General features: G+C 62.8%; 26 protein-coding genes. 10 read left to right on the top strand and 16 right to left on the bottom strand.

The features are described from left to right. Positions 1-95 precede the first annotated feature (95 nt). The 3 genes from BBX50_RS19040 to rplS all read right to left on the bottom strand — a co-directional run bounded on the left by BBX50_RS19040 (position 96) and on the right by rplS (position 2,381). Positions 96-917: an amino acid ABC transporter permease gene (locus BBX50_RS19040; RefSeq protein WP_065776894.1), complete on the bottom strand. Its 822-nt coding sequence runs from the start codon at positions 915-917 to the stop codon at positions 96-98. Between the two features lie 9 nt (positions 918-926). After that, the gene (locus BBX50_RS19035; RefSeq protein ID WP_065776893.1) at positions 927-1,736 is read right to left on the bottom strand and encodes a basic amino acid ABC transporter substrate-binding protein; all 810 of its coding nucleotides are present in this window, start codon (positions 1,734-1,736) and stop codon (positions 927-929) included. 126 nt (positions 1,737-1,862) lie between these two features. Beyond that, positions 1,863-2,381, bottom strand: a complete 519-nt coding sequence (rplS, locus tag BBX50_RS19030) for a 50S ribosomal protein L19 (RefSeq protein ID WP_043625625.1) — start codon at positions 2,379-2,381, stop codon at positions 1,863-1,865. Positions 2,382-2,707: 326 nt separating this feature from the next. Between rplS and BBX50_RS19025 the strand changes: the two genes are divergently transcribed. Then, positions 2,708-3,454, top strand: coding sequence for a sulfite exporter TauE/SafE family protein (locus BBX50_RS19025; protein ID WP_065776892.1), 747 nt, complete (start codon positions 2,708-2,710; stop codon positions 3,452-3,454). On the opposite strand, the gene trmD is transcribed toward BBX50_RS19025, so the two are convergent. The 6 genes from trmD to BBX50_RS18995 form a co-directional block, all read right to left on the bottom strand. Next, positions 3,436-4,128 carry a tRNA (guanosine(37)-N1)-methyltransferase TrmD gene (gene trmD, locus BBX50_RS19020; protein ID WP_065776891.1) on the bottom strand — a complete coding sequence of 231 codons (693 nt, stop codon included), beginning with the start codon at positions 4,126-4,128 and terminating at the stop codon, positions 3,436-3,438. The genes BBX50_RS19025 and trmD overlap by 19 nt on opposite strands. Positions 4,129-4,139: 11 nt before the next feature. Further along, a complete protein-coding gene (rimM, locus tag BBX50_RS19015; RefSeq protein ID WP_065776910.1) occupies positions 4,140-4,703 on the bottom strand; it encodes a ribosome maturation factor RimM in 564 nt (187 codons plus the stop codon). A gap of 146 nt (positions 4,704-4,849) precedes the next feature. Then, complete coding sequence (gene rpsP, locus BBX50_RS19010; protein WP_065776890.1) at positions 4,850-5,212, bottom strand: 30S ribosomal protein S16; 363 nt, start codon at positions 5,210-5,212, stop codon at positions 4,850-4,852. A gap of 37 nt (positions 5,213-5,249) precedes the next feature. After that, complete coding sequence (locus BBX50_RS19005; RefSeq protein WP_065776889.1) at positions 5,250-5,585, bottom strand: chorismate mutase; 336 nt, start codon at positions 5,583-5,585, stop codon at positions 5,250-5,252. A gap of 14 nt (positions 5,586-5,599) precedes the next feature. Further along, positions 5,600-7,165: a signal recognition particle protein gene (gene ffh, locus BBX50_RS19000; protein ID WP_065776909.1), complete on the bottom strand. Its 1,566-nt coding sequence runs from the start codon at positions 7,163-7,165 to the stop codon at positions 5,600-5,602. A gap of 255 nt (positions 7,166-7,420) precedes the next feature. Then, positions 7,421-7,903: a MarR family transcriptional regulator gene (locus BBX50_RS18995; protein ID WP_065776888.1), complete on the bottom strand. Its 483-nt coding sequence runs from the start codon at positions 7,901-7,903 to the stop codon at positions 7,421-7,423. Between the two features lie 117 nt (positions 7,904-8,020). Here BBX50_RS18995 and BBX50_RS18990 point away from each other — a divergent pair, with 117 nt between their 5' ends. The 6 genes from BBX50_RS18990 to BBX50_RS18965 all read left to right on the top strand — a co-directional run bounded on the left by BBX50_RS18990 (position 8,021) and on the right by BBX50_RS18965 (position 14,464). Continuing rightward, positions 8,021-9,016 (top strand): MBL fold metallo-hydrolase, encoded by a 996-nt coding sequence (locus BBX50_RS18990; RefSeq protein ID WP_065776887.1) that lies wholly within the window; start codon positions 8,021-8,023, stop codon positions 9,014-9,016. A 110-nt stretch (positions 9,017-9,126) separates the two neighbouring features. Further along, positions 9,127-10,032, top strand: a complete 906-nt coding sequence (gene dapF, locus BBX50_RS18985) for a diaminopimelate epimerase (protein WP_065776908.1) — start codon at positions 9,127-9,129, stop codon at positions 10,030-10,032. Next, a complete protein-coding gene (mtaB, locus tag BBX50_RS18980) occupies positions 10,029-11,303 on the top strand; it encodes a tRNA (N(6)-L-threonylcarbamoyladenosine(37)-C(2))-methylthiotransferase MtaB (RefSeq protein WP_065776886.1) in 1,275 nt (424 codons plus the stop codon). Before dapF ends, mtaB begins: the two co-directional genes overlap by 4 nt. An 18-nt stretch (positions 11,304-11,321) precedes the next feature. After that, entirely contained in the window at positions 11,322-13,133 is a 1,812-nt protein-coding gene (gene ftsY / locus BBX50_RS18975; RefSeq protein WP_083213532.1) for a signal recognition particle-docking protein FtsY, read from the top strand. A gap of 108 nt (positions 13,134-13,241) precedes the next feature. Beyond that, positions 13,242-13,874, top strand: a complete 633-nt coding sequence (locus tag BBX50_RS18970) for a septation protein A (RefSeq protein ID WP_139108520.1) — start codon at positions 13,242-13,244, stop codon at positions 13,872-13,874. Further along, the gene (locus BBX50_RS18965; RefSeq protein WP_065776884.1) at positions 13,871-14,464 is read left to right on the top strand and encodes a DUF2585 domain-containing protein; all 594 of its coding nucleotides are present in this window, start codon (positions 13,871-13,873) and stop codon (positions 14,462-14,464) included. The genes BBX50_RS18970 and BBX50_RS18965 overlap by 4 nt, the downstream gene beginning before the upstream one ends. Positions 14,465-14,737: 273 nt before the next feature. Here the strand turns inward: BBX50_RS18965 and BBX50_RS18960 are convergent, their stop codons facing one another. The 5 genes from BBX50_RS18960 to ccmA form a co-directional block, all read right to left on the bottom strand. Then, positions 14,738-15,346, bottom strand: a complete 609-nt coding sequence (locus BBX50_RS18960; RefSeq protein ID WP_065776883.1) for a DsbE family thiol:disulfide interchange protein — start codon at positions 15,344-15,346, stop codon at positions 14,738-14,740. After that, entirely contained in the window at positions 15,343-15,519 is a 177-nt protein-coding gene (gene ccmD / locus BBX50_RS18955) for a heme exporter protein CcmD (RefSeq protein ID WP_161952207.1), read from the bottom strand. Before ccmD ends, BBX50_RS18960 begins: the two co-directional genes overlap by 4 nt. Next, positions 15,516-16,286 (bottom strand): heme ABC transporter permease, encoded by a 771-nt coding sequence (locus BBX50_RS18950; RefSeq protein ID WP_065776882.1) that lies wholly within the window; start codon positions 16,284-16,286, stop codon positions 15,516-15,518. Before BBX50_RS18950 ends, ccmD begins: the two co-directional genes overlap by 4 nt. A 164-nt stretch (positions 16,287-16,450) precedes the next feature. Continuing rightward, the gene (ccmB, locus tag BBX50_RS18945) at positions 16,451-17,110 is read right to left on the bottom strand and encodes a heme exporter protein CcmB (protein WP_065776881.1); all 660 of its coding nucleotides are present in this window, start codon (positions 17,108-17,110) and stop codon (positions 16,451-16,453) included. A gap of 51 nt (positions 17,111-17,161) precedes the next feature. After that, positions 17,162-17,812, bottom strand: a complete 651-nt coding sequence (gene ccmA, locus BBX50_RS18940) for a heme ABC exporter ATP-binding protein CcmA (protein ID WP_065776880.1) — start codon at positions 17,810-17,812, stop codon at positions 17,162-17,164. Between the two features lie 271 nt (positions 17,813-18,083). Between ccmA and acnA the strand changes: the two genes are divergently transcribed. The 3 genes from acnA to BBX50_RS18920 all read left to right on the top strand — a co-directional run bounded on the left by acnA (position 18,084) and on the right by BBX50_RS18920 (position 22,494). Next, on the top strand, positions 18,084-20,774 hold the full coding sequence (gene acnA, locus BBX50_RS18935) for an aconitate hydratase AcnA (RefSeq protein WP_065776879.1): 2,691 nt from the start codon (positions 18,084-18,086) through the stop codon (positions 20,772-20,774). A gap of 226 nt (positions 20,775-21,000) precedes the next feature. Next, positions 21,001-21,774 carry a thioredoxin family protein gene (locus tag BBX50_RS18930; protein ID WP_065776878.1) on the top strand — a complete coding sequence of 258 codons (774 nt, stop codon included), beginning with the start codon at positions 21,001-21,003 and terminating at the stop codon, positions 21,772-21,774. Between the two features lie 315 nt (positions 21,775-22,089). After that, positions 22,090-22,494, top strand: coding sequence for a DUF2794 domain-containing protein (locus BBX50_RS18920; RefSeq protein WP_065776876.1), 405 nt, complete (start codon positions 22,090-22,092; stop codon positions 22,492-22,494). Positions 22,495-22,652: 158 nt separating this feature from the next. Here the strand turns inward: BBX50_RS18920 and BBX50_RS18915 are convergent, their stop codons facing one another. Together BBX50_RS18915 and BBX50_RS29415 are read right to left on the bottom strand one after the other, a co-directional pair. After that, positions 22,653-23,210: a GNAT family N-acetyltransferase gene (locus BBX50_RS18915; protein ID WP_065776875.1), complete on the bottom strand. Its 558-nt coding sequence runs from the start codon at positions 23,208-23,210 to the stop codon at positions 22,653-22,655. Between the two features lie 122 nt (positions 23,211-23,332). Beyond that, positions 23,333-23,463, bottom strand: a 131-nt coding sequence (locus BBX50_RS29415; RefSeq protein ID WP_202619043.1) for a Bax inhibitor-1 family protein, incomplete at its 5' end; no start/stop codon positions are given.

The raw sequence follows: 23,463 nt of genomic DNA, 5'->3' as shown, positions 1-23,463 counted from the left end.
AGCACGACGATTTTCTGCTCGCTACATCCGAATTTGGATTCCATGAGCGTGTTCATATCAATTTTCTGACAGGTCGGCAATCGGTGGAAGCGGCCTCAGCGCTGCTCGGCACGCCGCAACCGCCGCTCCAGGCCTCGCAAGGCCAGCGAAAGACCGATGGTCAGCACCAGATAGACATAGGCGACGATCGAATAGGTCTCGAAGAAGCGAAAGGAGCCGGAGGCATAGACCTTGCCCATCTGCGTGATGTCGGCGACGCCGAGCACCGAGACGAGCGAACTGTCCTTGACCATGGCGATGAAGTCATTGCCAAGCGGCGGCAGGATCACCCGGATCGCCTGCGGAAAGACGACAAGGCGAAAGCGCTGGTAGCGTGAAAGCCCGAGCGCCTTGGCCGCCTCGACCTGTCCCTTGTCGACCGAGAGGATGCCGGCCCGGAACACCTCGGCGATAAAGGCGGAATAGCCGATCATCAGGGCGATGATTGCCCGCCACATCAGCGAGATGTCGCGCACGACGACGGGCTCCATCCAGCCGGCGCCGATCAGCGGTGCGCAGATGAAATTGGCGGTGACGACAAGCGCCGGCGCCCCGACGAAGGCGATGTAGAACAAAAGCACGAGGATCGGCACGCCGCGGATCACTTCGGTATAGAAGCGGGCGATCTGCCGGAGCGCCGAATGCTCTGACAGTGCCATCAGCGCGATGCAAAGACCGAGCGTCGTCGCCAGCACGAACCCCATGAAGGTCACGAAGACGGTGACGCCAAGCCCTTTGAAGACGACGGTGAAGACCTCGGAGAAGATGTCATTGGTGACGATCACGGCAGCGAGCGCCGCTGCGATCACAAGAAGGGCGACCAACCACCAGGGATAGTCGCCCTTGCCGGACATGTCGGAAGATTGCGGAGCGGCCATTGCCTGAAATCAGCCGCCCATTTTGTATTCGAGGAACCACTTCTTATCGAGGGTATCGAAGGTGCCGTCTTCCTTCAGCGCCTTGATCGCGGCGTTGATCGGAGCAACGAGATCGGAGCCCTTCGGGAAGATGAAGCCAAAGTCCTCGGTGCCGAGCGGGCCGCCAACGACCTTGAGCTTGCCTTCGGACGAATCGACATAGCCCTTGGCGGCGACGCTGTCGGTCAGCACCACGTCGACGTCGCCGGCCTTCAGCGCCTGAACGGTCGCGCCGAACGTCTCGAACAGCTTGATGCGCGGGTTCTGTTCATTGCCGTCGAGCATTTCGTAGACGGCAGTGTAGAACGGCGAGGTGCCCGGCTGCGCTCCGACGAGACCGTCGGCGAAGGCGCCGAAGCTCTTGCCGTCGTTGAACCGGGTTTCGTCGCTGCGCACCAGCATGAACTGCTGCGAGCGCATATAGGGATCCGAGAAGTCGACCTTCTCCTTGCGATCGTCCTTGATGGTGATGCCGGTCATGCCGATCTGGTACTGGCCGTCATGCACCGCCTGGATCATCGCGTCCCAGCTGGTGTTCTGGTATTCGACCTTGAAATTCAACCGCTTGGCGATCTCGTTCATGGCGTCGTATTCCCAGCCCTTGGCCTCGCCGGTCTTCGGATCGACGAACTGCAGCGGCGGGTAGGCGTTCTCCGTGACGACGACAACCGTCTTGCCGCCGAGGTCCGGCAGGTCGCTGGCCGTGGCCGGTGCAGAAAATGCGAAGGGTACGGCAAGTGCGGCTGCGATGCCCGCAAGCACGTGGCGACGGATTGTCATTGGAGGAGCTCCCGAAAATTGTGGCAGCGGAAAATGTCACAAATTCCGTCGGAAAGACAAGCGCATAGTACCAAAAAAGAAAGGCGGCCGAGGCCGCCTTTCCAACAATCCAAGAGGATTGAGAACTTATTCTGCTGCGGCTTCGGCTGCTGCCTTTGCTTCGGCGGCTTCGGCTGCTGCCTTCTCGGCGGCGAGCGCCTGAGCTGCTGCAACCTTTTCAGCCTCGATGCGTGCCTTTTCCTCGGCAATCGCCTGACGCTCGGCTTCGTTCAGCTTGCGGGCGCGCGTGCCGGTGTTCTCGACGATACGAGCCGACTTGCCGCGACGATCGCGCAGGTAATAGAGCTTGGCGCGGCGGACCTTACCGCGGCGAACCACTTCGACGCTCTCGACGAGCGGAGAGTAAACCGGGAATACGCGCTCGACGCCTTCGCCGTAGGAGATCTTGCGAACGGTGAAGCTTTCGTTGATGCCGCCGCCCGAACGAGCGATGCAAACGCCTTCATAGGCCTGAACGCGGGTACGGTTGCCTTCGACAACGCGGACGTTGACGCGCAGGGTGTCGCCTGCAGAGAATTCCGGGAGGGTGCGCTTGGCGGCGATCTTGGCGGCCTGTTCGGCTTCCAGCTGCTGGATGATGTTCATCGGTCTAACCTTTCAAGTTCTTCTGAAACAGCCAGAGCGCTCTCGATGAACCTGTCGGACTTGCCTTCAGGTCTTGCCGGTACCGGCAGGAGCGGATTCGCCATTCTTTGTTTTGGTCGACGGGCATGGAACCCGAGCCGGGCCGGCACTTACACCAATCGGCCGGCCTTGTCATCCCCGGACGCCATAATTTCTCGGCAATCCGCATCGGGCACGGCGATTTTATCAGGAAATCCGCAAATACGGGCAACACGATTGTCCGATGAAACGGGCTTGCGGCCGACACAACCACCGGCTATCCGGAGCATGAGGGGTTGGGGGAGGCCATGCATATTTTTGAAGTGCTCATGCTCTTTACGGCCGGCTTCCTGTCCGGTGTGGTCAACGCCATAGCCGGCGGTGGAACGTTCCTGACCTTCGGCGCGATGACGCTTGGCGGCCTTTCGCCGATCGTCGCCAACGCGACCTCGTCGATCATCCAGTTTCCTGGTTATATCACCTCGGCGCTCGCCTATGCCAAGGAGATCCGCGCCGACAAGCGCTATGCCATCCTGCTCGGCGTGATCTCGGCGCTCGGCGGCCTTGCCGGCGCGCTGCTCTTGATCTCGCTTTCCAACGCCTCCTTCCGCGCGCTGGTCCCCTGGCTGCTGCTGGCCGCCGCGGCGATCTTTGCCGCCGGGCCGCTGTTGAAGCCGAAGGCGCGCGTCGACGAACACGCCATCAACCCGGCCGGCATCGGCGCCCAGTTCGTCACCTCCATCTATGGCGGTTTCTTCGGCGCCGGCATGGGGATCATGATGCTGGCAGTGCTGGGGCTTGCGACCGGCGGCGGCTATCACCGGCTGAACGCGCTCAAGAACTTCATCTCGATCGTCATTGCCGCGATTGCCATTGTCGTCTTTGCCGCCGGCGGCGTCGTCTCCTGGCTGCATGCGGCAATCATGGTGCCGGGAGCAGCGCTTGGCGGCTACTCCGGCGTCTGGGCGGCCAGACGCGTGCCGCAGGCAGTCATCCGCGCACTCGTCGTCGCGGTCGGCCTGCTGCTTGCGGCCTATTATTTCTTCACGAGTTGATCGAGAAGATCGGGCCGGCGTTCGGCCGTCAGTCGCCGCGCCTCCGCCTCGCGCCACTTGGCAATGGCGCCGTGATTGCCGGAGGTCAGAACCGCCGGGATCTCGCGACCCTCGAAGAGCTGCGGTCGGGTATAGTGCGGATGTTCGAGCAGGCCGCCCTCGAAGCTTTCATGCACGCCGGAAAGCTCGTTGCCCATAACACCCGGCAGGATGCGCACCACGGCATCGAGCAGCGTCAGGGCCGCCGGCTCGCCACCGGATAGAATATAGTCGCCGATCGAAACCTCTTCGAGGCCACGGGCATCGATCACCCGCTGGTCGACGCCTTCGAACCGTCCGCAGACGATGACGACGCCAGGCCCTTGCGCAAGTTCACGCACGCGTGCCTGCGTCAGGGGGCGCCCACGCGGGCTCATCAGCAGCCGCGGCCGATCGTCATCCTTCGAAACATGATCGATCGCCCGGGCAAGCACATCCGGCTTCAAGACCATGCCGGCGCCGCCGCCGGCCGGCGTGTCGTCGACGGTGCGGTGCTTGTCCTCGGCGAAATCGCGGATCTGCACCGCGTCGATCGACCATTGGCCGCGCTCCAGCGCCTTGCCCGAAAGCGAAGCGCCAAGATGGCCCGGAAACATTTCAGGATAGAGGGTCAGAACGGTGGCGCGAAACGTCATCGCTATGCCGCTCACTTGCGTTTTGCCGAAAACGGGCTGCTCGGATCCTGGTCCTTGTCGTCGGAAAGGCCTGCCGCGACCGGATCGACCAGCAGCTTGCCGGCATCCAGGTCGATCTCCAGAACCGACCATTCAGTAAAGGGGATCAGCACCGGGCGCCGGCCCGGCCCCTTCAGCTCGAGCAGATCGCCGGCCCCGAAATCGAAGACGCCGCTCACCTTGCCGTAACTGGTGCCGTTGCCATCGATTGCCTCCAGGCCTTCGAGGTCGGCATAAAAGAATTCGTCGTCATCGAGATCGTCGTCCGGCAGATTGTCCCGCTCGATGAAGAGCTCCAGGCCGTTGAGCGCCTCGGCCGCATTACGGTCATTGACGCCGCGGAAGCGGACGATGACGACGTTCTTCGCCTCGCGAATTTCGAGCACTTCGAAAACACGACCGTCGGCGCTGTGCAGATTGCCATAGTCGCCAAGCGCCGTCGGATCGTCGGTAAAGGACTTGACCCTCACCTCGCCACGCAGGCCTTGCGCCGCGCCGATCGTCGCCATCAGAACCGGGTTTTCGAGTTTGCTCATCATCCGCATCCGTTTTCGGGATATCTCGGTGGACATAACGGAAAACGGGCGGCATGGAAATGCCACCCGTTTCCTTAGATCACGGCAAGCCAGAGGGGAACGTCAGCGGAAGGCTGCCGGTTCCACTCCCAACCGTTCGCCGGCTATTATTCAGCAGCGGCAGCAGCGGCTTCTTCAGCCTTCTGCTTGGCTTCAGCAGCGCGCTCCTGAGCCTTCTTGCCCGGAGCAGCCTTGGTCGGGTTGTTGCGAGCCGGGCGCTTTGCGAGGCCAGCCTGGTCGAGGAAGCGCAGAACGCGGTCGGTCGGCTGGGCGCCCTGGGCGATCCAGTGGTTGACGCGCTCGGCGTCGAGTTCGACGCGCTTTTCGTCGTCCTTGCCGAGCATCGGGTTCCAGGAACCGATCTTCTCGAGGAAGCGGCCGTCACGCGGGCTGCGGGCGTCGGCAACGACGATCTGGTAGTAAGGACGCTTCTTGGAACCGCCACGGGCGAGACGAATTTTCAGTGCCATTTCAGTTACTCCTTGCAGGCTTTCTTGACCGCTTCGTTCAAGCGGAATGAGGGGTGCCGGCGTTGCCCGCGGAATGCGAGCGATCGGCGGCGATGGCTTCATGATGCCGGATGACTTCCTTGATGATGAAGTTCAGGAACTTCTCGGCGAAATCCGGATCCAGATTGGCGTCCTTGGCCAGGCGGCGCAGGCGTTCGATCTGGTATTCTTCGCGCGCCGGGTCGGCCGGCGGCAGATCATGCTTGGCTTTGAGCACGCCCACTGCCTGGGTGCAGCGGAAGCGTTCGGCCAGCATGTGGACGAGTGCGGCATCGATGTTGTCGATCGACTGCCGGTAACCCGCCAATTCCTGTTTGATTTCGGGATCAATCATCTCTTAAGCGATCCTCACTTCTTCTTCGGCAGGCCGGGAAGCCCGGGGAAACCGCCACCGAGGCCTGGAAGCTTGGCGCCGCCGAGACCCGGCAGGCCACCGCCGCCAAGACCCGGCATCCCGCCGGGCTTCAGGCCGGCGGCTTCCGCCTGCTTCTGCAGGGCTTCGAGCTGCTTCGGGTCGAGCTTCGACAGATCGGGCATGCCGCCGCCACCGAGGCCACCAAGCCCCATCTTGTTGGCAAGGCCGCCCATCATCTGCTTCATCATGCCACCTTTGCCCTTGCCGCCCATCATCTTCATCATGTCCGCCATCTGGCGGTGCATCTTCAGAAGCTTGTTGATGTCGGCGGCATCGGTACCGGAACCGGCGGCGATGCGCTTCTTGCGCGAATGCTTGAGCATATCCGGATTGGCGCGCTCGGCCTTGGTCATCGAGGAGATGATGGCGAGCTGGCGTCCGAACAGCTTGTCGTCGAGGCCGGCGGCAGCCATCTTGTCCTTCATGCCGGCCATGCCGGGCATCAGGCCCATGATGCCGCCCATGCCGCCCATCTTCTGCATCTGGCCAAGCTGGTCGGCGAGATCGTTCAGGTCGAACTTGCCCTTGGCCATCTTGGCGGCCATGGCAGCCGCCTTCTCGGCGTCAATGTTCTCGGCCGCCTTTTCGACCAGCGAGACGATGTCGCCCATGCCGAGGATACGGTCGGCAACGCGGCGCGGATGGAACTCCTCGAGCTCGCCCATCTTTTCGCCGACACCGATGAGCTTGATCGGCTTGCCCGTGACGGCACGCATCGACAGCGCCGCACCGCCGCGGCCGTCGCCGTCCATACGGGTGAGCACGAGGCCGGTGATGCCGACGCGTTCGTCGAAATTGCGGGCAAGGTTGACGGCGTCCTGGCCGGTCAGCGCATCGGCGACGAGCAGGATCTCATGCGGATTGGACTTCCGCTTGATCTCCGCCATCTCGATCATCAGCGGCTCATCGATATGGGTGCGGCCTGCGGTGTCGAGGATGACGACGTCATGACCGCCAAGCTTGGCCGCCTGGACGGCGCGCGCAGCGATATCGGTCGGCGACTGGCCGGCGATAACAGGCAGCGTGTCGACGCCGGTCTGCACCCCGAGCTGGCGAAGCTGTTCCTGGGCTGCCGGGCGGCGCGTGTCGAGCGAAGCCATCAGGACCTTCTTCTTGTCCCTGGTCTTCATCCGGCTGGCGATCTTGCCGGTGGTGGTCGTCTTACCCGAGCCCTGCAGACCGACCATCATGATGACGACCGGTGCCGGCGCGTTGAGGTCGATCGTCACGCCCTCGGAGCCGAGCATCTCGATGAGCTGATCATGGACGATCTTGACGACCATCTGGCCGGGCTTGATCGACTTCAGGATTTCGGCGCCGACGGCCTTTTCACGAACCTTTTCAGTAAAGGACCGCACGACATCGAGCGCGACGTCGGCTTCCAGCAGCGCACGGCGAACCTCGCGGAGCGCAGCGGAAACATCGGCTTCCGACAATGCGCCGCGGCCGGTCAGTCCATTCAATATGGAACCAAGGCGGTCCTGGAGGCTCTCGAACATTCTCACTTCCTTCTGGTTTCCGGTGGCGATCAACTCGCCGGAAACGTGGGTTCCTTCGCGCAGAAAACAAGGCGCAAAGCCGAAAACCACCCGAGGGCGCGACGCGCTGTCGGGTGTTGACCTCCGGGTTCTCTTTACACCTTTACGGGACCCGGTCGGCGGCTTCGAAGTCTTGAGCTTGCGAAGGAATTGGGGCGGATAAACAGGAAAGCGCGGCAAAAGTCAAGGACGACAGGGCAGTGCGGCGTTTTTGGCTCAGAGCGCCTCGCCCTCGACAGCCGCATCGAGTTCGCCCGCCAGCTGCTCGAAGGCCGTCGCCACCCGCGTCATCACCCGGAGCGTCGCCACCACTTCGGTCTGATTGATATCACCGAGCAAGGCGTGCAGCATCCCGACTTCGCGGCGACGGATTTCCTCGAACAGATCGCGCCCGGCAACTGTCGGGGTGCAAAGATAGGCGCGCTGGTGTTCCGGGTTCGGTTGTTTTTCGAGCAAATGCTTGTCCATCAGCCCATTGACGACGCGCAACACGAACTGCCGTTTCATCGACAGGCGTCGCGCCGCCTCAGGCACCGTCAGCGCCTCCAGGCAGAAAAGCTCGAGAATAGCGCGCTCCGCCACCGATATGCCGGCGCCATCGAGCATACGCTCCGACGCTCGTTGCATATTGAGATGGATGGAGCGGACCAGCCGAAGGGTCTTGTACAGGCGTTCATGCGGGTCGAATCGAACGAGCATGAAAGCACGATAGCAATCCAGTTGCTGTTTACAAGAATTTGTTGAACTCTGACCTTTCAACCGAAGGCGACTGGCGCGACACTTGACGCAACCACGACACATGCTGGAAGGCCTGGGATGAAGACCCGCAATCCCTACTACCACGGACCCGTCTCCGACCATTTCGACGGAACGCACTTCTTCAATCCCGGCGGCAAGAAGCCGCGCGGCCTTACCGACCTTCTGCGTTGGCAGCTTGGCGGCGGCAAGGTCAGATGGCCGACGCATTTTCCAAGTCCCTTCGGCCAGGCAAAGCCCGAGTTAAGCGTCGAGGGCGAGCATCTTCGAGTGACGATGGTCGGACACGCGACCATGCTCATTCAGGTGCACGGCGTGAACATCCTCACCGATCCGGTCTGGGCGCATCGCGCCAGCCCTTTTGCCTTCGCCGGGCCGCAGCGCCGCAACGCCCCAGGCATCGAACTCGACGATTTGCCGCCGATCGACATCGTGCTCGTCACCCACAATCATTACGACCATCTCGACGTCGAAACGCTGGCCGCACTTCACGAGGAGCATGGTTCCCGGATCATCACGCCGCTCGGCAACGATACGATCATCCGCCGCGCGGTTCCCGATGCCGAGATCACGGCAGTCGACTGGGGCGATCGGCTAGATTGCGGCGATGACATGGTGATCCATGCGGAACCTTGCCATCACTGGTCAGCCCGCAATTCGCGCGACCGGCGCATGGCGCTCTGGGCCGCCTTCGTCCTGGAGACGCCGGCGGGCAAGATCTACCATGTCGGAGACACCGGCTTTCATGACGGCATCAACTATCGCGCCGCCCGCGAAAAACACGGCGCCTTCCGCCTCGCCAATCTGCCCTTCGGTTCCTATGAGCCGCGCTGGTTCATGCAGGACCAGCACCAGAACCCGGAGGAAGCGGTGCGCGGCATGATCGATTGTGCCGCCACCCACGTTGCCGGCCACCACTGGGGCACGTTCCGCCTGACCGACGAGGGCGTGGACGAGCCACGACGGGCACTCGAACGGGCACTCGATGCGGCCGGCATCGCCCGCACCCGCTTCCGGGCGTTGCGTCCTGGCGAAATCTTCGATGTGCCGGCCTGAGCGCCGGACAGGGAATGAAGGCGGCACTGGTAATTTCCGGGCTTTTCCGCCATATACAGCCCGAATGAAGGGTGCCCCTCTTGCAAGGGGCCGATTTGGACCATCGCCACATGACCGACGACGTGCAATTTGCCAGGATGAACGGGCTTGGAAACAAGATCCTCGTCGTCGATATGCGCGGTCGGAAGGATCGGGTGGCGCCGGCGGCTGCGATCGCGCTCAATGCTGATCCGGCGACCGCCTTTGACCAGATCATGGCGATCCATGACCCCAAGGCTGCCGGCACCGACGCCTGGATCGACATCGTCAATTCCGATGGCTCCATGGCCCAGGCCTGCGGCAACGGCACCCGCTGCGTCGTCCAGGCGCTTGCGGCCGAAACCGGCAAGAAGGCGTTCCTCTTTCATACCGTTGCTGGTCTGCTCGAAGCCAAGGAGCATGACGACGGCACGATCTCGGTTGACATGGGCAGCCCGCGCTTTGCCTGGAACGAAATCCCGCTCGCCGAGGAGTTTCACGACACCCGTCGCATCGAGCTGCAGATCGGCCCGATCGACGATCCCGTGCTGCATTCGCCCTCGGTTGCCTCCATGGGCAATCCGCACGCGATCTTCTGGGTCGACAACGATGTCTGGTCCTATGACCTCGAGCGTTTCGGACCGCTCCTCGAAAACCATCCGATCTTCCCCGAGCGCGCCAACATCTCGATCGCCCGCGTGCTTTCGCGCGGAGAACTGGATCTTCGGACCTGGGAGCGCGGCGCCGGCCTGACACTCGCCTGCGGTTCGGCGGCCTGTGCCGCCGCCGTCAGCGCCGCCCGCACCGAACGCACTGACCGCAACGTCACCGTCAACGTGCCGGGCGGGCCGCTCACGATCGAATGGCGCGAGCGCGACGATCACGTGATCATGACGGGACCTGCCGAATGGGAATGGTCCGGAACGGTCAACCCGACCACCGGCACCTGGCAGCGCGACGAAGCGGAGAGTGCCGGCAGCGGAGCCCGGGCGCTTTGAGCGGCGTCGAGGTCATAACCTTCGGCTGCCGTCTCAATACCTACGAATCCGAAGTGATGCGGGCGGAAGCCGAAAAGGCGGGGCTGAACAACGCCATCCTCGTCAACACCTGCGCCGTCACCGGAGAAGCCGTGCGCCAGGCGCGCCAGGCGATCCGTCGTGCCCGCCGCGACAATCCGCATGCCCGCATCATCGTCACCGGCTGCGCCGCGCAGACGGAGAAGGAGACCTTCGCCGAAATGGCCGAGGTCGATGCGGTGCTCGGCAACGAAGAGAAGCTGAAAAGCGCCTCCTACCGTTCGCTGCCCGATTTCGGCGTGTCGGCCGAAGAGAAGCTGCGCGTCAACGACATCATGAGCGTGCGCGCCACAGCACCGCAGATGGTCAAGCACATCGACGGCCACGTGCGCGCCTTCATCCAGGTTCAGAACGGCTGCGACCATCGCTGCACCTTCTGCATCATTCCCTACGGCCGCGGCAATTCCCGCTCCGTGCCGATGGGCGCCGTCGTCGACCAGGCGCACAAGCTCGTCGAAACCGGCTATTGCGAGATCGTGCTCACCGGCGTCGATGCGACCAGCTACGGCGCCGACCTTCCGGGCACGCCGACGCTCGGGCTGCTGGCGAAGACATTGTTGAAGCAGGTGCCGGAGATCCGCCGCCTGCGCCTGTCCTCGATCGACGGCATCGAGGCCGACAAACACCTCTTCGACCTGATCGCCGACGAGGCGCGTTTCATGCCGCACCTGCACCTGTCGCTGCAGCATGGCGACGATCTGATCCTGAAGCGCATGAAGCGCCGCCATTCGAGTGCTGACGCGCGCGCCTTCGCCACCGAGGTCCAACGGCTGCGCCCGGACATCAGCCTCGGCGCCGACATGATCGCCGGCTTTCCGACCGAAACCGAAGAAATGTTCGAGAACGCGGTGCGGCTCGCCGAGGATTGCGGCATCGCCCATCTGCACGTCTTCCCCTACAGCCCGCGTCCCGGCACACCGGCAGCACGCATGCCGCAGCTTGATCGGTCGCTTGTCAAGGACCGTGCTGCCCGCCTGCGCGCCGTCGGCGCGACGCTCTACGCCCGCCATCTCGATGGCATGGTCGGCAGCGAGCAGACGATCCTGGTCGAGAACAACGGGCTTGCCCACACACAAAACTTCACGCTCGTCGATGCCGCCGGCCTCAAACCGCGCGCGCTTGTCCCGGTCTTAATCACCGGCCACAATGGCAAGCATCTGACGATGCAGGTAAAACAGATGGCTGCGGCCTGATTTATGCGGAATTCCTGAATGGCAATGGGTTTCATCAAGAGGATCTTCACCTTCGGCAAGGGTGCGGCGGAGGAAACGAAGCCGCCGGAAGGTGTGCCGGAGGAGGCGATTGTCGTCGCGCCCGAGGTTGAGGCGCAACGTCAGCCAGGTGTCGAAGCGGTCGAACCACCTGCAGCGGTCGCCGAGGTAGAAACCGTCGATGAGACTGCCGAAGCAGCCTTCGAGCCGCCTGTCGATATCGAGACGCTGCCGCTTTCTGACGACGATCCGGTGCTCGAAGCCGAGATCGAGACGGCCGGTGGGCCGGCCTCCGACGACGCCGCGGAACTGACGCGTGACGAAGTCGAGGCCGCGCCGGTCGAGGCTGACACCGCGACCGCGCCTGTCGAGATTGAGGTTGCTACACCCCCCTCTGCCCCTTCGGGACATCTCTCCCACAAGGGGGGAGATCAGGGGGAGGCCGAGGCGACCGTCGAAGATGCTTCCACCCCCACCGAGGCTGCGGAAGCAACAGCCAGTGACGCCTCGGTGGCTGACGGCCGCATCCTCGCGACCTCCCATGAGGCCGAAACCATAGAGAGCGCCGCACTGCCATCGACCGACCTTGGCGAAGCCGAAGCAGAAGAGATTGCGGCAACCGAAACGCTTGCTCCCGGCACCGAGGACGAGCCCAGCGCAATCTCCCCCCCTGTGGGGGAGATGCCCGGCAGGGCAGAGGGGGGTGATGCCGCAAAGGCAGCCCTCAGCGAAAGCTTCCAGACCGCAGAAACCGACGCAGCGGAGGCACCGGCCGACATCGCGCCGAGCGAGGCAGCTGAAGCTGAGATGGCCGCCGCCCCCGCCCTCCCCAAGGGCTTCTCCGCCACCGAGCGCAAGGCCAAGGAAGAACCGGTCGCCGCGCCGAAGGAAAAGCTCACCTGGTACCAGCGCCTGCGCCGCGGCCTTGCGCGCACCTCGTCGCAGCTGACCGGCCAGATCGCCAACCTGTTTACCAAGCGCAAGCTCGATGAAGCGACGCTGCAGGACCTCGAAGACCTCCTGATCCAGGCCGACCTGGGCGTCGAGACGGCGATGCGCATCACCGATACGCTCGCCTCCGAGCGCTACGGTAAGGATGTGTCTGGCGAAGACGTGTCGCGCATCATGGCCGGCGAAATCACCAAGGTGCTTTCTCCGGTCGCCAAGCCGCTGGAACTCGACCTCAGCCACAAGCCGCATGTGATCCTCGTGGTCGGCGTCAATGGCACCGGCAAGACCACGACGATCGGCAAGCTTGCCGCCAAGCTGTCGGGCGCGGGCCTCAAGGTCATGCTTGCCGCCGGTGACACCTTCCGTGCCGCTGCGATCGAGCAGCTGAAGATCTGGGCCGAGCGCACCAAATCCGACATCGTCTCCTCCAAGCTCGGCGCCGATGCGGCCGGTCTTGCCTATGAGGCCTTCCAGCAGGCGCGCGAAAAGAAATCGGACGTCTTGATCATCGACACGGCCGGCCGCCTGCAGAACAAGGCGGAACTGATGGCCGAACTTGAAAAGATCGTGCGCGTGCTCGGCAAGCTCGATCCGGATGCGCCGCACACCGTGCTGCAGACGCTCGACGCCACCACCGGCCAGAACGCCCTGCAGCAGGTCGAGATCTTCCGCAACGTCGCCGGTGTCAGCGGCCTGATCATGACCAAGCTCGACGGCACAGCGCGCGGCGGCATCCTCGTCGCCATTTCTGCCAAGCACAAGCTGCCGGTCTATTTCATCGGCGTCGGCGAGGGCATCGACGACCTGGAGCCGTTCGAGGCGAAGGATTTTGCCGAAGCGATCGCCGGTGTAGCCGCCTGACAAGGCCATCGGGCGCGCGCGCGTTTGCGCGGGCCCATTGCCTTGATATGGTTTTGCCGCAAAGCTGGTGTTATGAGCAGCAGGTACATGCAGAAACAGGACCCCCAGATGTCGTCGATCGAGGCTGCCAAGCCGCAGAAGGAAGTCAGCCCGTTGCTCAAGATGGTGCTGGAGCTTGGACCGCTGATGGTCTTCTTCTTCGCCAATTCGCGTGGCGAATGGCTGGCGGGGCATTTTCCGGCACTCGCCGAACTCGGCGGCCCGATCTTCATCGCCACCGGCCTGTTCATGGCGGCGACCGCGATCGCGCTTGCCGTTTCCTGGATGCTCACCCGCACCCTGCCGATGATGCCGCTGATCTCGGGCATCGTCGTCTTCGTCTTCGGCGCCCTGACACTTTGGCTGCAGAACGACACCTTCATCAAGATGAAGCCGACGATCGTCAACACGCTGTTCGGCGCGATCCTTCTCGGCGGCCTTCTCTTCGGCAAATCGCTGCTCGGCTACGTCTTCCACTCCGCCTTCAAGCTCGACGAAGACGGCTGGCGCAAGCTCACCCTTCGCTGGGGCCTGTTCTTCCTGCTCCTGGCCGTACTCAACGAAGTGGTCTGGCGCAGCTTTTCGACTGATTTCTGGGTCGCCTTCAAGGTCTGGGGCACGATGCCGATCACCATCCTGTTCACGCTCGCCCAGATGCCCTTGATCATGAAACATTCGCTTGACCAGGAGAACGCCGAGTGAGCACCGCGCTTGAGGAGAATGACAGCCGCAACCGGCGCACACTCCTCTGGCTGGCCGCCTGTTTCGCGGTCCTCGTCATCCAGATCATCACCCAGCACCTGATGGGCCGCCTCTGGATCTGCGATTGCGGCTACGTCAAGCTCTTCGAACCCGTGGTCAAATCCAGCGGCAACTCGCAGCACATCGCCGACTGGTACACCCCCTCCCACATCATCCACGGCTTCCTGTTCTACGGCCTCGGCCATCTGCTTTTGCGCGGCAAGCCGCTGACGGCAAAGCTCTTCCTCGCGACCGTGATCGAATCCGCCTGGGAGATCGCCGAAAACACGCCGATGGTGATCAACCGCTACCGTTCTGCGACGATTTCGCTCGACTATTTCGGCGACAGCATCCTGAACTCGACCATGGATACGCTGGCGATGGCCGCCGGCTTTATGTTCGCCGCCCGCATGCCCGTCTGGCTGACGGTGACGGTCGCCATCGTTTTCGAGCTTTTCACCGGCTGGCTGATCCGCGACAACCTCACGCTCAACGTGCTGATGCTGGCCTGGCCGCTCGATGCCGTCAGGGAATGGCAGGCGGGGATTTAATGAAGTTTGGCCATCGGCGAGTCTGTTCGAGCCCGCTGCCGCGACATCCCCAACGCACTGGGGCCAATATGGCCTTGTCGAGCTTTTGCCCAGATAGGACGAACTGTGACATCCCTGTGCGTGTCACAGGGATCCAGCCGCCGCGCGTCCGCGCGGCGAAAGACTTAACCGCGCGCTTTTATAGTCGGTAGAGACAGGTTCTCTCGCGCCGCCGACGCGGCGCGGCTGGATTCCTGTGACAAGCACAGGAATGAGGCGAAGTGGGTAGTCTGACTACGAACCCGCCGCAGCCTTCTCAATCGCCGGCAGCAACCCGTTCTTGACGCTGTTCTCGTCGAAGGGTCCAACGCGCTTGTAAAGGATCGTACCGTCGGCGCCGACGAGATAGGATTCCGGGATACCGTAGACGCCCCAGTCGATCGCCGCCTTGCCGCGCGGATCGACGCCGACGGCGGAGAAGGGATTGCCGAGTTCGCCGAGGAAGCGCAGGGCGTTTTCGTTCTGGTCCTTGTAGTTGATGCCGACGACGGTAAGCCGCGGATCCTTCGACAGTTCCAGAATGAAGGGATGCTCCTGACGGCAGGGCACGCACCAGGACGCCCAGACGTTGACGAGCGTCAGCTTGCCCTTGATCGCCGCGTCGGTCAGCGCCGGCATCGGCTGGCCGTCGCGGGTCGCGCCCTCGAGCGGCGGCATGTCCAGCTTCGGCGCCTTCGTGCCGATCAGCGCAGACGGAATTTCGCTGACGTCTTTACCGGAATTGAGCTGGCTCCAGAAGATCGCCGCAAGCCCTGCGAAGATGACGAGCGGCAACGCTGCCAGCACGAAACGCATGGGCCCGGGCCTGCGCTCTTCGTTGCCCGGAGCGGGTGCGTTGCTCATGGGGTCTCTCCCGACGCTTGTCCGGCAGAGCGCCTGCGAACGCCCGATGCCTCGAGCTCGACGAGCTCGCGCCGGCGCGCGCGTCCATCGAGAATGACCCAGGCGATCAGGCCAAGGACCGTCAGCGTCGCAATTCCGTAGCTTGTGAACACATAGGCTGCGTGGCTCATCATTGCGCGCGGGCCTCCCTGCCGGCAGCGCGAGCCGCGAGACGGCGCAACGCAGTCACCCGGCGACGCAGGATCTCGTTGCGCATGGCGGCGATGTGCAGCGTGAAGAACAGAAGCGTGAAGGCGATCGCCATCACGATCAGCGGCCAGAGAAACTCCGGATCGATGGTCGGGCCGTCGAGCCGCATGACGCTTGCCGGCTGGTGCAGCGTGTTCCACCATTCGACCGAGAACTTGATGATCGGGATATTGACGAAGCCGACCAGAACCAGAATGGCGGAAACCTTGGAAGACCGTGCCGGATCGTCGATCGCGCGGTTGAGCGCCATCAGCCCGAGATACATCAGGAACAGCACGAAGACCGAGGTCAGCCGTGCGTCCCAGACCCACCAGGTGCCCCACATCGGCTTGCCCCAGAGCGAGCCGGTGACGAGCGCCAGGAAGGTGAAACAGGCACCAATCGGGGCGGCAGCGCGCGCAGAGACGTCGGCCAGCGGATGGCGCCAGACGAGCGTGCCGAGTGCTGCGAGCGCCATCACCGAATAACACATCATCGACAGCCAGGCGGCGGGCACGTGCACATACATGATGCGCACCGTCTCGCCCTGCTGGTAGTCGCCCTCGGTGGCAAAAGAAAGCCACAGCCCGACGACGAAGGACAGCGCGGTCAGACCTGAGAGCCACGGCAGCAGACGGTCGGCCAGCGCCAGGAACCGCGTCGGGTTGGCGAGGTCGCTGAATTTGCGGATGGCCAGGCTGTTTTCGCTCATGTTGGCTCTTTAGCGCTTAAGGCTGCCGCCTGCAATTGATCCGCGTCAATCGCACGATCACGATCCAGTTGGCATGCAAATCATAAACGTGATCGATCTGAAGAGGTTAGCGCCAAATCCGCCGGAATGCCGCAAACACTTTCGTCCGATCCGTGCCGATTGCGTCAATCGGACGCGTGACGAAGCGCGGCTGCGGCCGCGACCGGGCCGATGACGGCGAAGAAAAGAGTGATCGCCGTAAGGATCATCAGGGGCGGCAGAAACGGCGCCGGGTCCTCGATCGCCGCATAGACGGCACTGACGCCGAAGATCAGCACCGGGATCGCCAGCGGCAGAATGAGGATCGAGACCAGCAGCCCGCCGCGCGGCAGCGAAACGGCAACGGCCGCACCCACCGCGCCGATGAAGGTGATCGCCGGCGTGCCGATCAAAAGCGTCATCATGGTGGCGCCGATCGCGAGCTCGCTCATGTTCATGAACAGCCCGAGCAGCGGCGAGGCGAACACCAGCGGCAGGCCGGTCGCCGCCCAGTGCGCCGCGCATTTGACGAAGACCGTCAAGAGCAGCGGCGTTTCCTGCATCAGCATCAGGTCGAGCGAACCATCGTCGCGCTCCGCCTGGAACAGCCGGTCGAGACCAAGCAGCGAGGCGAGCAGCGCGCCAATCCAGAGGATGGCGGGGCCGATGCGCGAAAGCAGGTTGAGATCCGGACCGACGCCGAAGGGAATGACCGCGACGACCGTCATGAAGAAGAGCACGCCGATCATCGCGCCGCCGCCGGCACGGATCGACAGTTTGAGATCGCGGAAGAAGAGCGCGATCATGACGGCACTCCGCAGACGGCAGACACGTGCAGGCTTCCAGGCATCATGTACCTATGCATCATGCCAGTGATCTCCCGCCAGATGCTCGAAGCCCGTCATCTGCAGGTCTTTCGTCCGGTCGAGCCCGAGCGGCTGGTGCGTCGCCGCGATCACGATGCCGCCCCTGCCAAGATGCGCCTTCACCAGATCGGCAAACAGCCGGTCGGCGCCGGCGTCGAGTGCGGCGGTCGGCTCGTCGAGAATCCAGATCGGGCGATAGGCGACGATGAGCTTTGCCATCGCCATGCGGCGCTGCTGGCCGGCCGAGAGATAACCGAAGGGCAGATGCGCGATATCAGGCAGGCCGACCGCCGCAACGGCCTCGGCAGGAGCGACACCCGTGCCGCCGGGCGAATCACCCATGAAGCGTTGCCAGAAGGAAAGATTTTCCGCGACGGTCAGTTCTCGCTTCATCGCATTGCGATGTCCGAGATAGTGACTGACCTCTGATGGGCGGCCTATTTCCGGGGGGCAATTCTCAAGTTTCAGATACCCGCTTTCAGGGTGTAGAAGCCCCGCCAGAACACGCAGCAAAGTCGACTTTCCCGACCCGTTCGGACCCGTCACCACGAGGGCATCCGAGGCGTCGAGAACGAAGGAAATATCGTTAAAAATCAGGTCCTCACCGCGCTTTGCGCTTAACCCTTCAGCCATGAGGCGCATGAATTTTCAGGTTCCCTTCACTCTCTTTGCCGCAGGGCAAAAAAAAGTCCCGTTTCGACCTTCGTTGCTCTGGCACGTTTTGGAGAAATTATCTATAAGGCGGCCAACACGCCAGCGGTCGGCGTGAATTTCATCCTAGCGCCGAACATGGAATGAATTTCCACGTACGGACAGCGGAAATGGCCGCACCCGCATCCCAATTCGCGCTTCACAGGCGCTCGGGCGTTCGTACGTCAGTTTTTGGCGATCAGACGGAACGGGGTATTATCCAGTGTCCAAATCCCTAGACAGCTTCAATTGTCGCTCCACGCTCACCGTCAACGGTGTGGACTACGTCTATTACAGCCTGCCCAAGGCTGAGGCGAACGGTCTCGCCGGCGTATCCAAGCTGCCCTATTCGATGAAGGTTCTGCTTGAGAACCTGCTGCGCAACGAAGATGGCCGCTCCGTCACCAAGAAAGACATCGAGAACGTTGCGGCCTGGCTCAACGACAAGGGCACGGCTGAAAACGAAATCGCCTACCGCCCGGCTCGCGTGCTCATGCAGGACTTCACCGGCGTTCCGGCCGTCGTCGACCTCGCCGCGATGCGTGATGCCATGGTCTCGCTCGGCGGCGACCCGGAAAAGATCAACCCGCTCGTTCCCGTCGACCTCGTCATCGACCACTCCGTCATCGTCGATGAATTCGGTACGCCGAACGCCTTTGCCCGCAACGTCGAGCTCGAATACGAGCGCAACGGCGAGCGCTACCGCTTCCTGAAGTGGGGCCAGCAGGCGTTCAAGAACTTCCGCGTCGTGCCGCCCGGCACCGGCATCTGTCACCAGGTCAATCTGGAATATCTGGGCCAGACCGTCTGGACCCGCGAAGAAGACGGCCAAATCACCGCCTACCCGGATACCTGCGTCGGCACCGACAGCCACACCACCATGATCAATGGTCTCGGCGTTCTCGGCTGGGGCGTGGGCGGTATCGAGGCGGAAGCCGCGATGCTCGGCCAGCCGGTCTCGATGCTCCTGCCTGAAGTCATCGGCTTCAAGCTGACCGGCAAGCTCAAGGAAGGCGTTACTGCGACCGACCTCGTGCTGATGGTCGTTCAGATGCTGCGCAAGAAGGGCGTGGTTTCGAAGTTCGTCGAATTCTTCGGCCCGGGCCTCGACAACATGACGCTCGCCGACCGCGCCACCATCGGCAACATGGGTCCGGAATACGGCGCCACCTGCGGCTTCTTCCCGGTCGACAGCGAAACCATCAACTACCTCACCATGTCCGGCCGCGAAGAACAGCGCATCGAACTCGTCGAAGCCTACTCCAAGGCTCAAGGGATGTGGCGCGAAGGTGACGGTTCCGAACTCGTCTTCACCGACACGCTCGAACTCGACCTCGGCGACGTGGTTCCGGCCATGGCCGGTCCGAAGCGTCCGGAAGGCCGCATCGCGCTCGAAAACATCGCCTCCGGTTTCGCAACCGCGCTCGAAAACGACTACAAGAAGCCCGGCCAGCTTTCGAACCGCTATGCCGTCGAAGGCACGGATTTCGACCTCGGCCATGGCGACGTCGCGATCGCTGCGATCACGTCGTGCACCAACACCTCCAACCCGTCGGTGCTGATCGCAGCCGGCCTGCTCGCCCGCAACGCCGTTGCCAAGGGCCTGAAGTCCAAGCCGTGGGTCAAGACCTCACTTGCACCGGGATCGCAGGTGGTCGGCGAATACCTCGCCAAGTCGGGCCTGCAAAAGGACCTCGACGCGCTCGGCTTCAACCTCGTCGGCTTCGGTTGCACGACCTGCATCGGCAACTCCGGTCCGCTGCCGGCGCCGATCTCCAAGACGATCAACGACAAGGGCCTGATCGCCTCCGGCGTTCTCTCGGGCAATCGCAACTTCGAAGGCCGTATCTCGCCTGACGTCCAGGCGAACTACCTCGCCTCGCCGCCGCTCGTCGTCGCCTACGCGCTCGCCGGTTCCGTCCAGAAGGACCTGACCAAGGAGCCGATCGGCGAGGACAAGGACGGCAAGCCGGTCTACCTCAAGGACATCTGGCCAACCTCGAAGGAGATCCAGGAGTTCATCTTCAAGTACGTCACCCGCGAACTCTACGCGACCAAATACGCCGACGTCTTCAAGGGCGACGAAAACTGGCAGGCCGTCCAGGTTCCCCCGGGCCAGACCTACGCCTGGGACGATGCTTCGACCTACGTGCAGAACCCGCCCTACTTCGTCGGCATGGGCAAGACCGGTTCGGGCATTTCCGACATCAAGGGCGCCCGCGTCCTCGGTCTCTTCGGCGACAAGATCACCACCGACCACATCTCGCCGGCCGGTTCGATCAAGGCCGCCTCGCCGGCTGGCTCGTACCTCATCGGTCATGGCGTCGGTGTTGCCGACTTCAACCAGTACGGCACGCGCCGCGGCAACCATGAAGTGATGATGCGCGGCACCTTTGCCAACATCCGCATCCGCAACCACATGCTCGGCCCGAACGGCAAGGAAGGTGGCTACACCATCCACTATCCGTCGAAGGAAGAGATGTCGATCTACGACGCCGCCATGCAGTACAAGGAAGAGGGCGTTCCGCTCGTCATCTTTGCCGGCGTCGAATACGGCAACGGTTCGTCGCGCGACTGGGCTGCCAAGGGCACCAACCTGCTCGGCGTCAAGGCCGTGATCGCCCAGTCCTTCGAGCGCATCCACCGCTCGAACCTGGTCGGCATGGGCGTCATCCCCTTCGTCTTCGAAGAGGGCACGACCTGGGAATCGCTGGGCCTGAAGGGCGACGAAATCGTCACCATCGACAACCTCGCCAATGTCCAGCCGCGCGAAAAGCGCGTTGCCAAGGTCACGTATGGCGACGGCAGCGTGAAGGATATCCCGCTGATCTGCCGCATCGATACGCTGGACGAAGTCACCTACGTCAACAACGGCGGCATCCTGCAGACGGTTCTGCGCGACCTCGCCGCCTGATCGGACGAGGACATGTAACGCTTTGGAGCCGGGACGCCGAAAGGCGCCCCGGCTCTTTCTGTTCCGGCTCAGGCGCATCCGTTCTGACCCACACGCGTCCACTCCGGCGGTCGGCCATGGTCACTTCCGACCTCACTCCAACGTGACTTCCCGTTGATGCGGGGCCGTCGTATGTAGTGAATTCCCCCACAAGGAGTAGGCCGACGGCCGGTAACGAAGTGACGCCATGACATCCGCAGACCGTTCTTTCATTCGCCCTGTTGCGCTGGCTTTCGGGCTGCTTGCAGCCGCCGGTGCGCCGGCCGGGGCGCAGGAGGCACAGGCGATCAAGGGCGTGGTGGAACTGTTTACGAGCCAGGGCTGCTCCTCCTGTCCGCCAGCGGATGCCGCACTGAAGAAGCTGATCGACGAGGGCGATGTGGTGGCGCTCGCCTATCACGTCGATTACTGGAACTATCTCGGCTGGGCCGACACGCTTGCCTCGAAAGAAAACACCGAGCGGCAATACGCCTATGCCCGCATGCTCGGTCGCAGCGGTGTCTACACGCCGCAGGCGATCCTCAACGGTCGCGACCACTTGAACGGCGGAAACCTTCAGGCAATCAAGACGCGGCTGGAGGCGATGACGGCGGAGGGCAAGGGGCTTGCCGTTCCCGTCGAGGCGAAGATCCAGGGCGAAGAAATCCAGATCAACATCGGCAGCGGCATCGGCAAGGCGAATGTCGTTGTCGTCTATTTCGACCGTGCGAAAGTCGTGAAGATGGAGAAGGGGGAGAACAGCGGCAAGGAAATCCCCTATTGGCATGCCGTGCGTGACATTCAGACGATCGGCATGTGGGATGGAAAGCCTGCGGCCTTTACCCTTCCGGCTACGGTCCTGACCGAGCGGCCCGGGAATAGTGGCTGCGCGATCCTGCTGCAATCGATGAAAGACAAGGAAACGCCGGGCGCCATTATCGGCGCGACCGCCGTCCTCGCCGGCCCGCAGGGCAAGTTATAGGGACGGCGAATCGCAATGGGGGTGGTTCGGCCCGGCAGCATCGAGGGGCTGGGGCTGAGGGTTCGAAGTTACCGGACCGAACCGGCCATGGCTGCGTTCGGTGAACTCCCGCAGCATGACGACCTGACCGGACATACGGTGGCAACGACTCTGTCCGTCAGCGCCCGCGAGTTTTGCGATGAATTGGGGCGCCTATTTGACTGAAATGCGGCAGAGGCAAGAAATGGCCTCATCGTCCAATGGCTTCCGGCTTGCTTTTCGACTCGTGTCAGGCACACTGTTATCGTTCTGTCACAACAGAAGGCTGGATTGCCGATGACCGATGAGCCGGACTTGCCGCCAGGCGAGGCGCGACGTCAGCGCCACACCACTTCGGATGTGGTTGTCGATCTTCACGAATACAGGACCTCCAAGGACCCCCTCCCCGTCACCTTTCATCGCCGCGAACTGGACCAGATCCTCTGGGTCTACGGCCGCATGGTCGGCGAGGGCGAGTGGCGGGACTACGCCATCGACCACTTGAAAGACCGCGCGGTCTTTTCGGTGTTCAAGCGCTCGGGCGAGATGCCGCTCTACCGAATCGAAAAGAACCCGAAGCTCGCGGCGAAACAGGGCGCTTACAGCGTGCTGAACACCCACGGCACGATCCTGAAGCGCGGCCACGAGCTTGCCCCGGTGCTGAAGGTGTTCGACAAGGTGCTAAGGCTGGTGGAAACTTAGTCCTCCGGATGCTCTCCGGATGCATAAGTCGGAATGCGCGACGGCATGTTTCCTTTGATCGCAGCCGATTAAGGGACAAAAGCGTGCGCGCGGCACTGCAGAAAGGCTCCGAATTCGACGGCAAGCGCAGGGTCTCGTCGGCAGCCAGCGCGTGATCGTCAGTTTTGATAGAGCGTGTCCGGATAAACGTCTTCCGGGGGATCACTTGTCTCGCCTTCGCCAAGCGCAAGCTGCATGATCGCCGTGTCGAGCCACCGGCCATGCTTGAAGCCGGTCGCCTTCATTGTTCCCTGGTGCGCGAAGCCAACGGAGCGATGCACGGCGATCGAGGCCGGATGGGCGCCGCCAATCACCGCCACCATCTGCCGAAAGCCGAGTTCCGTGCAGCGGCGAACGAGTTCCACGAGCAGCGCTTTGCCTGCGCCCTTGCCGCGCGCGCCCGGCGCCAGATAGATGGAGTCTTCGACCAGGAAACGATAGGCGGTGCGCGTCCGGAAACCCGACGCATAGGCATAGCCGATGATCGTTCCGCGACCGTCGACGGCAACCATGTAGGGGTAGCCGTTGCCGATGATCGTCTCGAACCGGGTCCGCATCTCCGCTTCCGACGGCGCAGCGACCTCATAGGTGGCGACGCCATTCAGAACGGATTCGCGATAGATTTCGGTAATGGCGGGCAGATCGGCGAGGGTTGCGTCGCGCAGGGTCAGAGACATGGCGGAAGACTTGATCTCAGAGTTTCGTCATCCTTCACTCCCACGCAGCCCGGACGCATTCAAGCCATTTCAACAAACAAAAAAGGCGGCCGAAGCCGCCTTTTCCGTCTGTCGTTTCAAGCTTAGTTGTTCCGGTTGCCCATGAACTGAAGCAGGAACATGAACAGGTTGATGAAGTCGAGGTAGAGCGTCAGCGCGCCCATGATCGCCTTGCGGCCGGCAACGGTGCCGTCATCGGCTTCATAGTACATTT

Source organism: Ensifer sp. LC11 (genome assembly GCF_001695835.1).
Lineage (GTDB): Bacteria > Pseudomonadota > Alphaproteobacteria > Rhizobiales > Rhizobiaceae > Ensifer.
Note: the sequence above shows the minus strand (reverse complement) of the source record. Positions and strands in the feature narration are given on the sequence as shown.

Coding starts and splice junctions, on each gene's coding strand:
- BBX50_RS19040 (WP_065776894.1), bottom strand. CDS start 917: ATGGCCGCTCCGCAATCTTCCGACATGTCCGGCAAGGGCGACTATCCC.
- BBX50_RS19035 (WP_065776893.1), bottom strand. CDS start 1,736: ATGACAATCCGTCGCCACGTGCTTGCGGGCATCGCAGCCGCACTTGCC.
- rplS (WP_043625625.1), bottom strand. CDS start 2,381: ATGAACATCATCCAGCAGCTGGAAGCCGAACAGGCCGCCAAGATCGCC.
- BBX50_RS19025 (WP_065776892.1), top strand. CDS start 2,708: ATGCATATTTTTGAAGTGCTCATGCTCTTTACGGCCGGCTTCCTGTCC.
- trmD (WP_065776891.1), bottom strand. CDS start 4,128: ATGACGTTTCGCGCCACCGTTCTGACCCTCTATCCTGAAATGTTTCCG.
- rimM (WP_065776910.1), bottom strand. CDS start 4,703: ATGAGCAAACTCGAAAACCCGGTTCTGATGGCGACGATCGGCGCGGCG.
- rpsP (WP_065776890.1), bottom strand. CDS start 5,212: ATGGCACTGAAAATTCGTCTCGCCCGTGGCGGTTCCAAGAAGCGTCCT.
- BBX50_RS19005 (WP_065776889.1), bottom strand. CDS start 5,585: ATGATTGATCCCGAAATCAAACAGGAATTGGCGGGTTACCGGCAGTCG.
- ffh (WP_065776909.1), bottom strand. CDS start 7,165: ATGTTCGAGAGCCTCCAGGACCGCCTTGGTTCCATATTGAATGGACTG.
- BBX50_RS18995 (WP_065776888.1), bottom strand. CDS start 7,903: ATGCTCGTTCGATTCGACCCGCATGAACGCCTGTACAAGACCCTTCGG.
- BBX50_RS18990 (WP_065776887.1), top strand. CDS start 8,021: ATGAAGACCCGCAATCCCTACTACCACGGACCCGTCTCCGACCATTTC.
- dapF (WP_065776908.1), top strand. CDS start 9,127: ATGACCGACGACGTGCAATTTGCCAGGATGAACGGGCTTGGAAACAAG.
- ftsY (WP_083213532.1), top strand. CDS start 11,322: ATGGCAATGGGTTTCATCAAGAGGATCTTCACCTTCGGCAAGGGTGCG.
- BBX50_RS18970 (WP_139108520.1), top strand. CDS start 13,242: ATGTCGTCGATCGAGGCTGCCAAGCCGCAGAAGGAAGTCAGCCCGTTG.
- BBX50_RS18960 (WP_065776883.1), bottom strand. CDS start 15,346: ATGAGCAACGCACCCGCTCCGGGCAACGAAGAGCGCAGGCCCGGGCCC.
- ccmD (WP_161952207.1), bottom strand. CDS start 15,519: ATGATGAGCCACGCAGCCTATGTGTTCACAAGCTACGGAATTGCGACG.
- BBX50_RS18950 (WP_065776882.1), bottom strand. CDS start 16,286: ATGAGCGAAAACAGCCTGGCCATCCGCAAATTCAGCGACCTCGCCAAC.
- ccmB (WP_065776881.1), bottom strand. CDS start 17,110: ATGATCGCGCTCTTCTTCCGCGATCTCAAACTGTCGATCCGTGCCGGC.
- ccmA (WP_065776880.1), bottom strand. CDS start 17,812: ATGCGCCTCATGGCTGAAGGGTTAAGCGCAAAGCGCGGTGAGGACCTG.
- BBX50_RS18930 (WP_065776878.1), top strand. CDS start 21,001: ATGACATCCGCAGACCGTTCTTTCATTCGCCCTGTTGCGCTGGCTTTC.
- BBX50_RS18920 (WP_065776876.1), top strand. CDS start 22,090: ATGACCGATGAGCCGGACTTGCCGCCAGGCGAGGCGCGACGTCAGCGC.
- BBX50_RS18915 (WP_065776875.1), bottom strand. CDS start 23,210: ATGTCTCTGACCCTGCGCGACGCAACCCTCGCCGATCTGCCCGCCATT.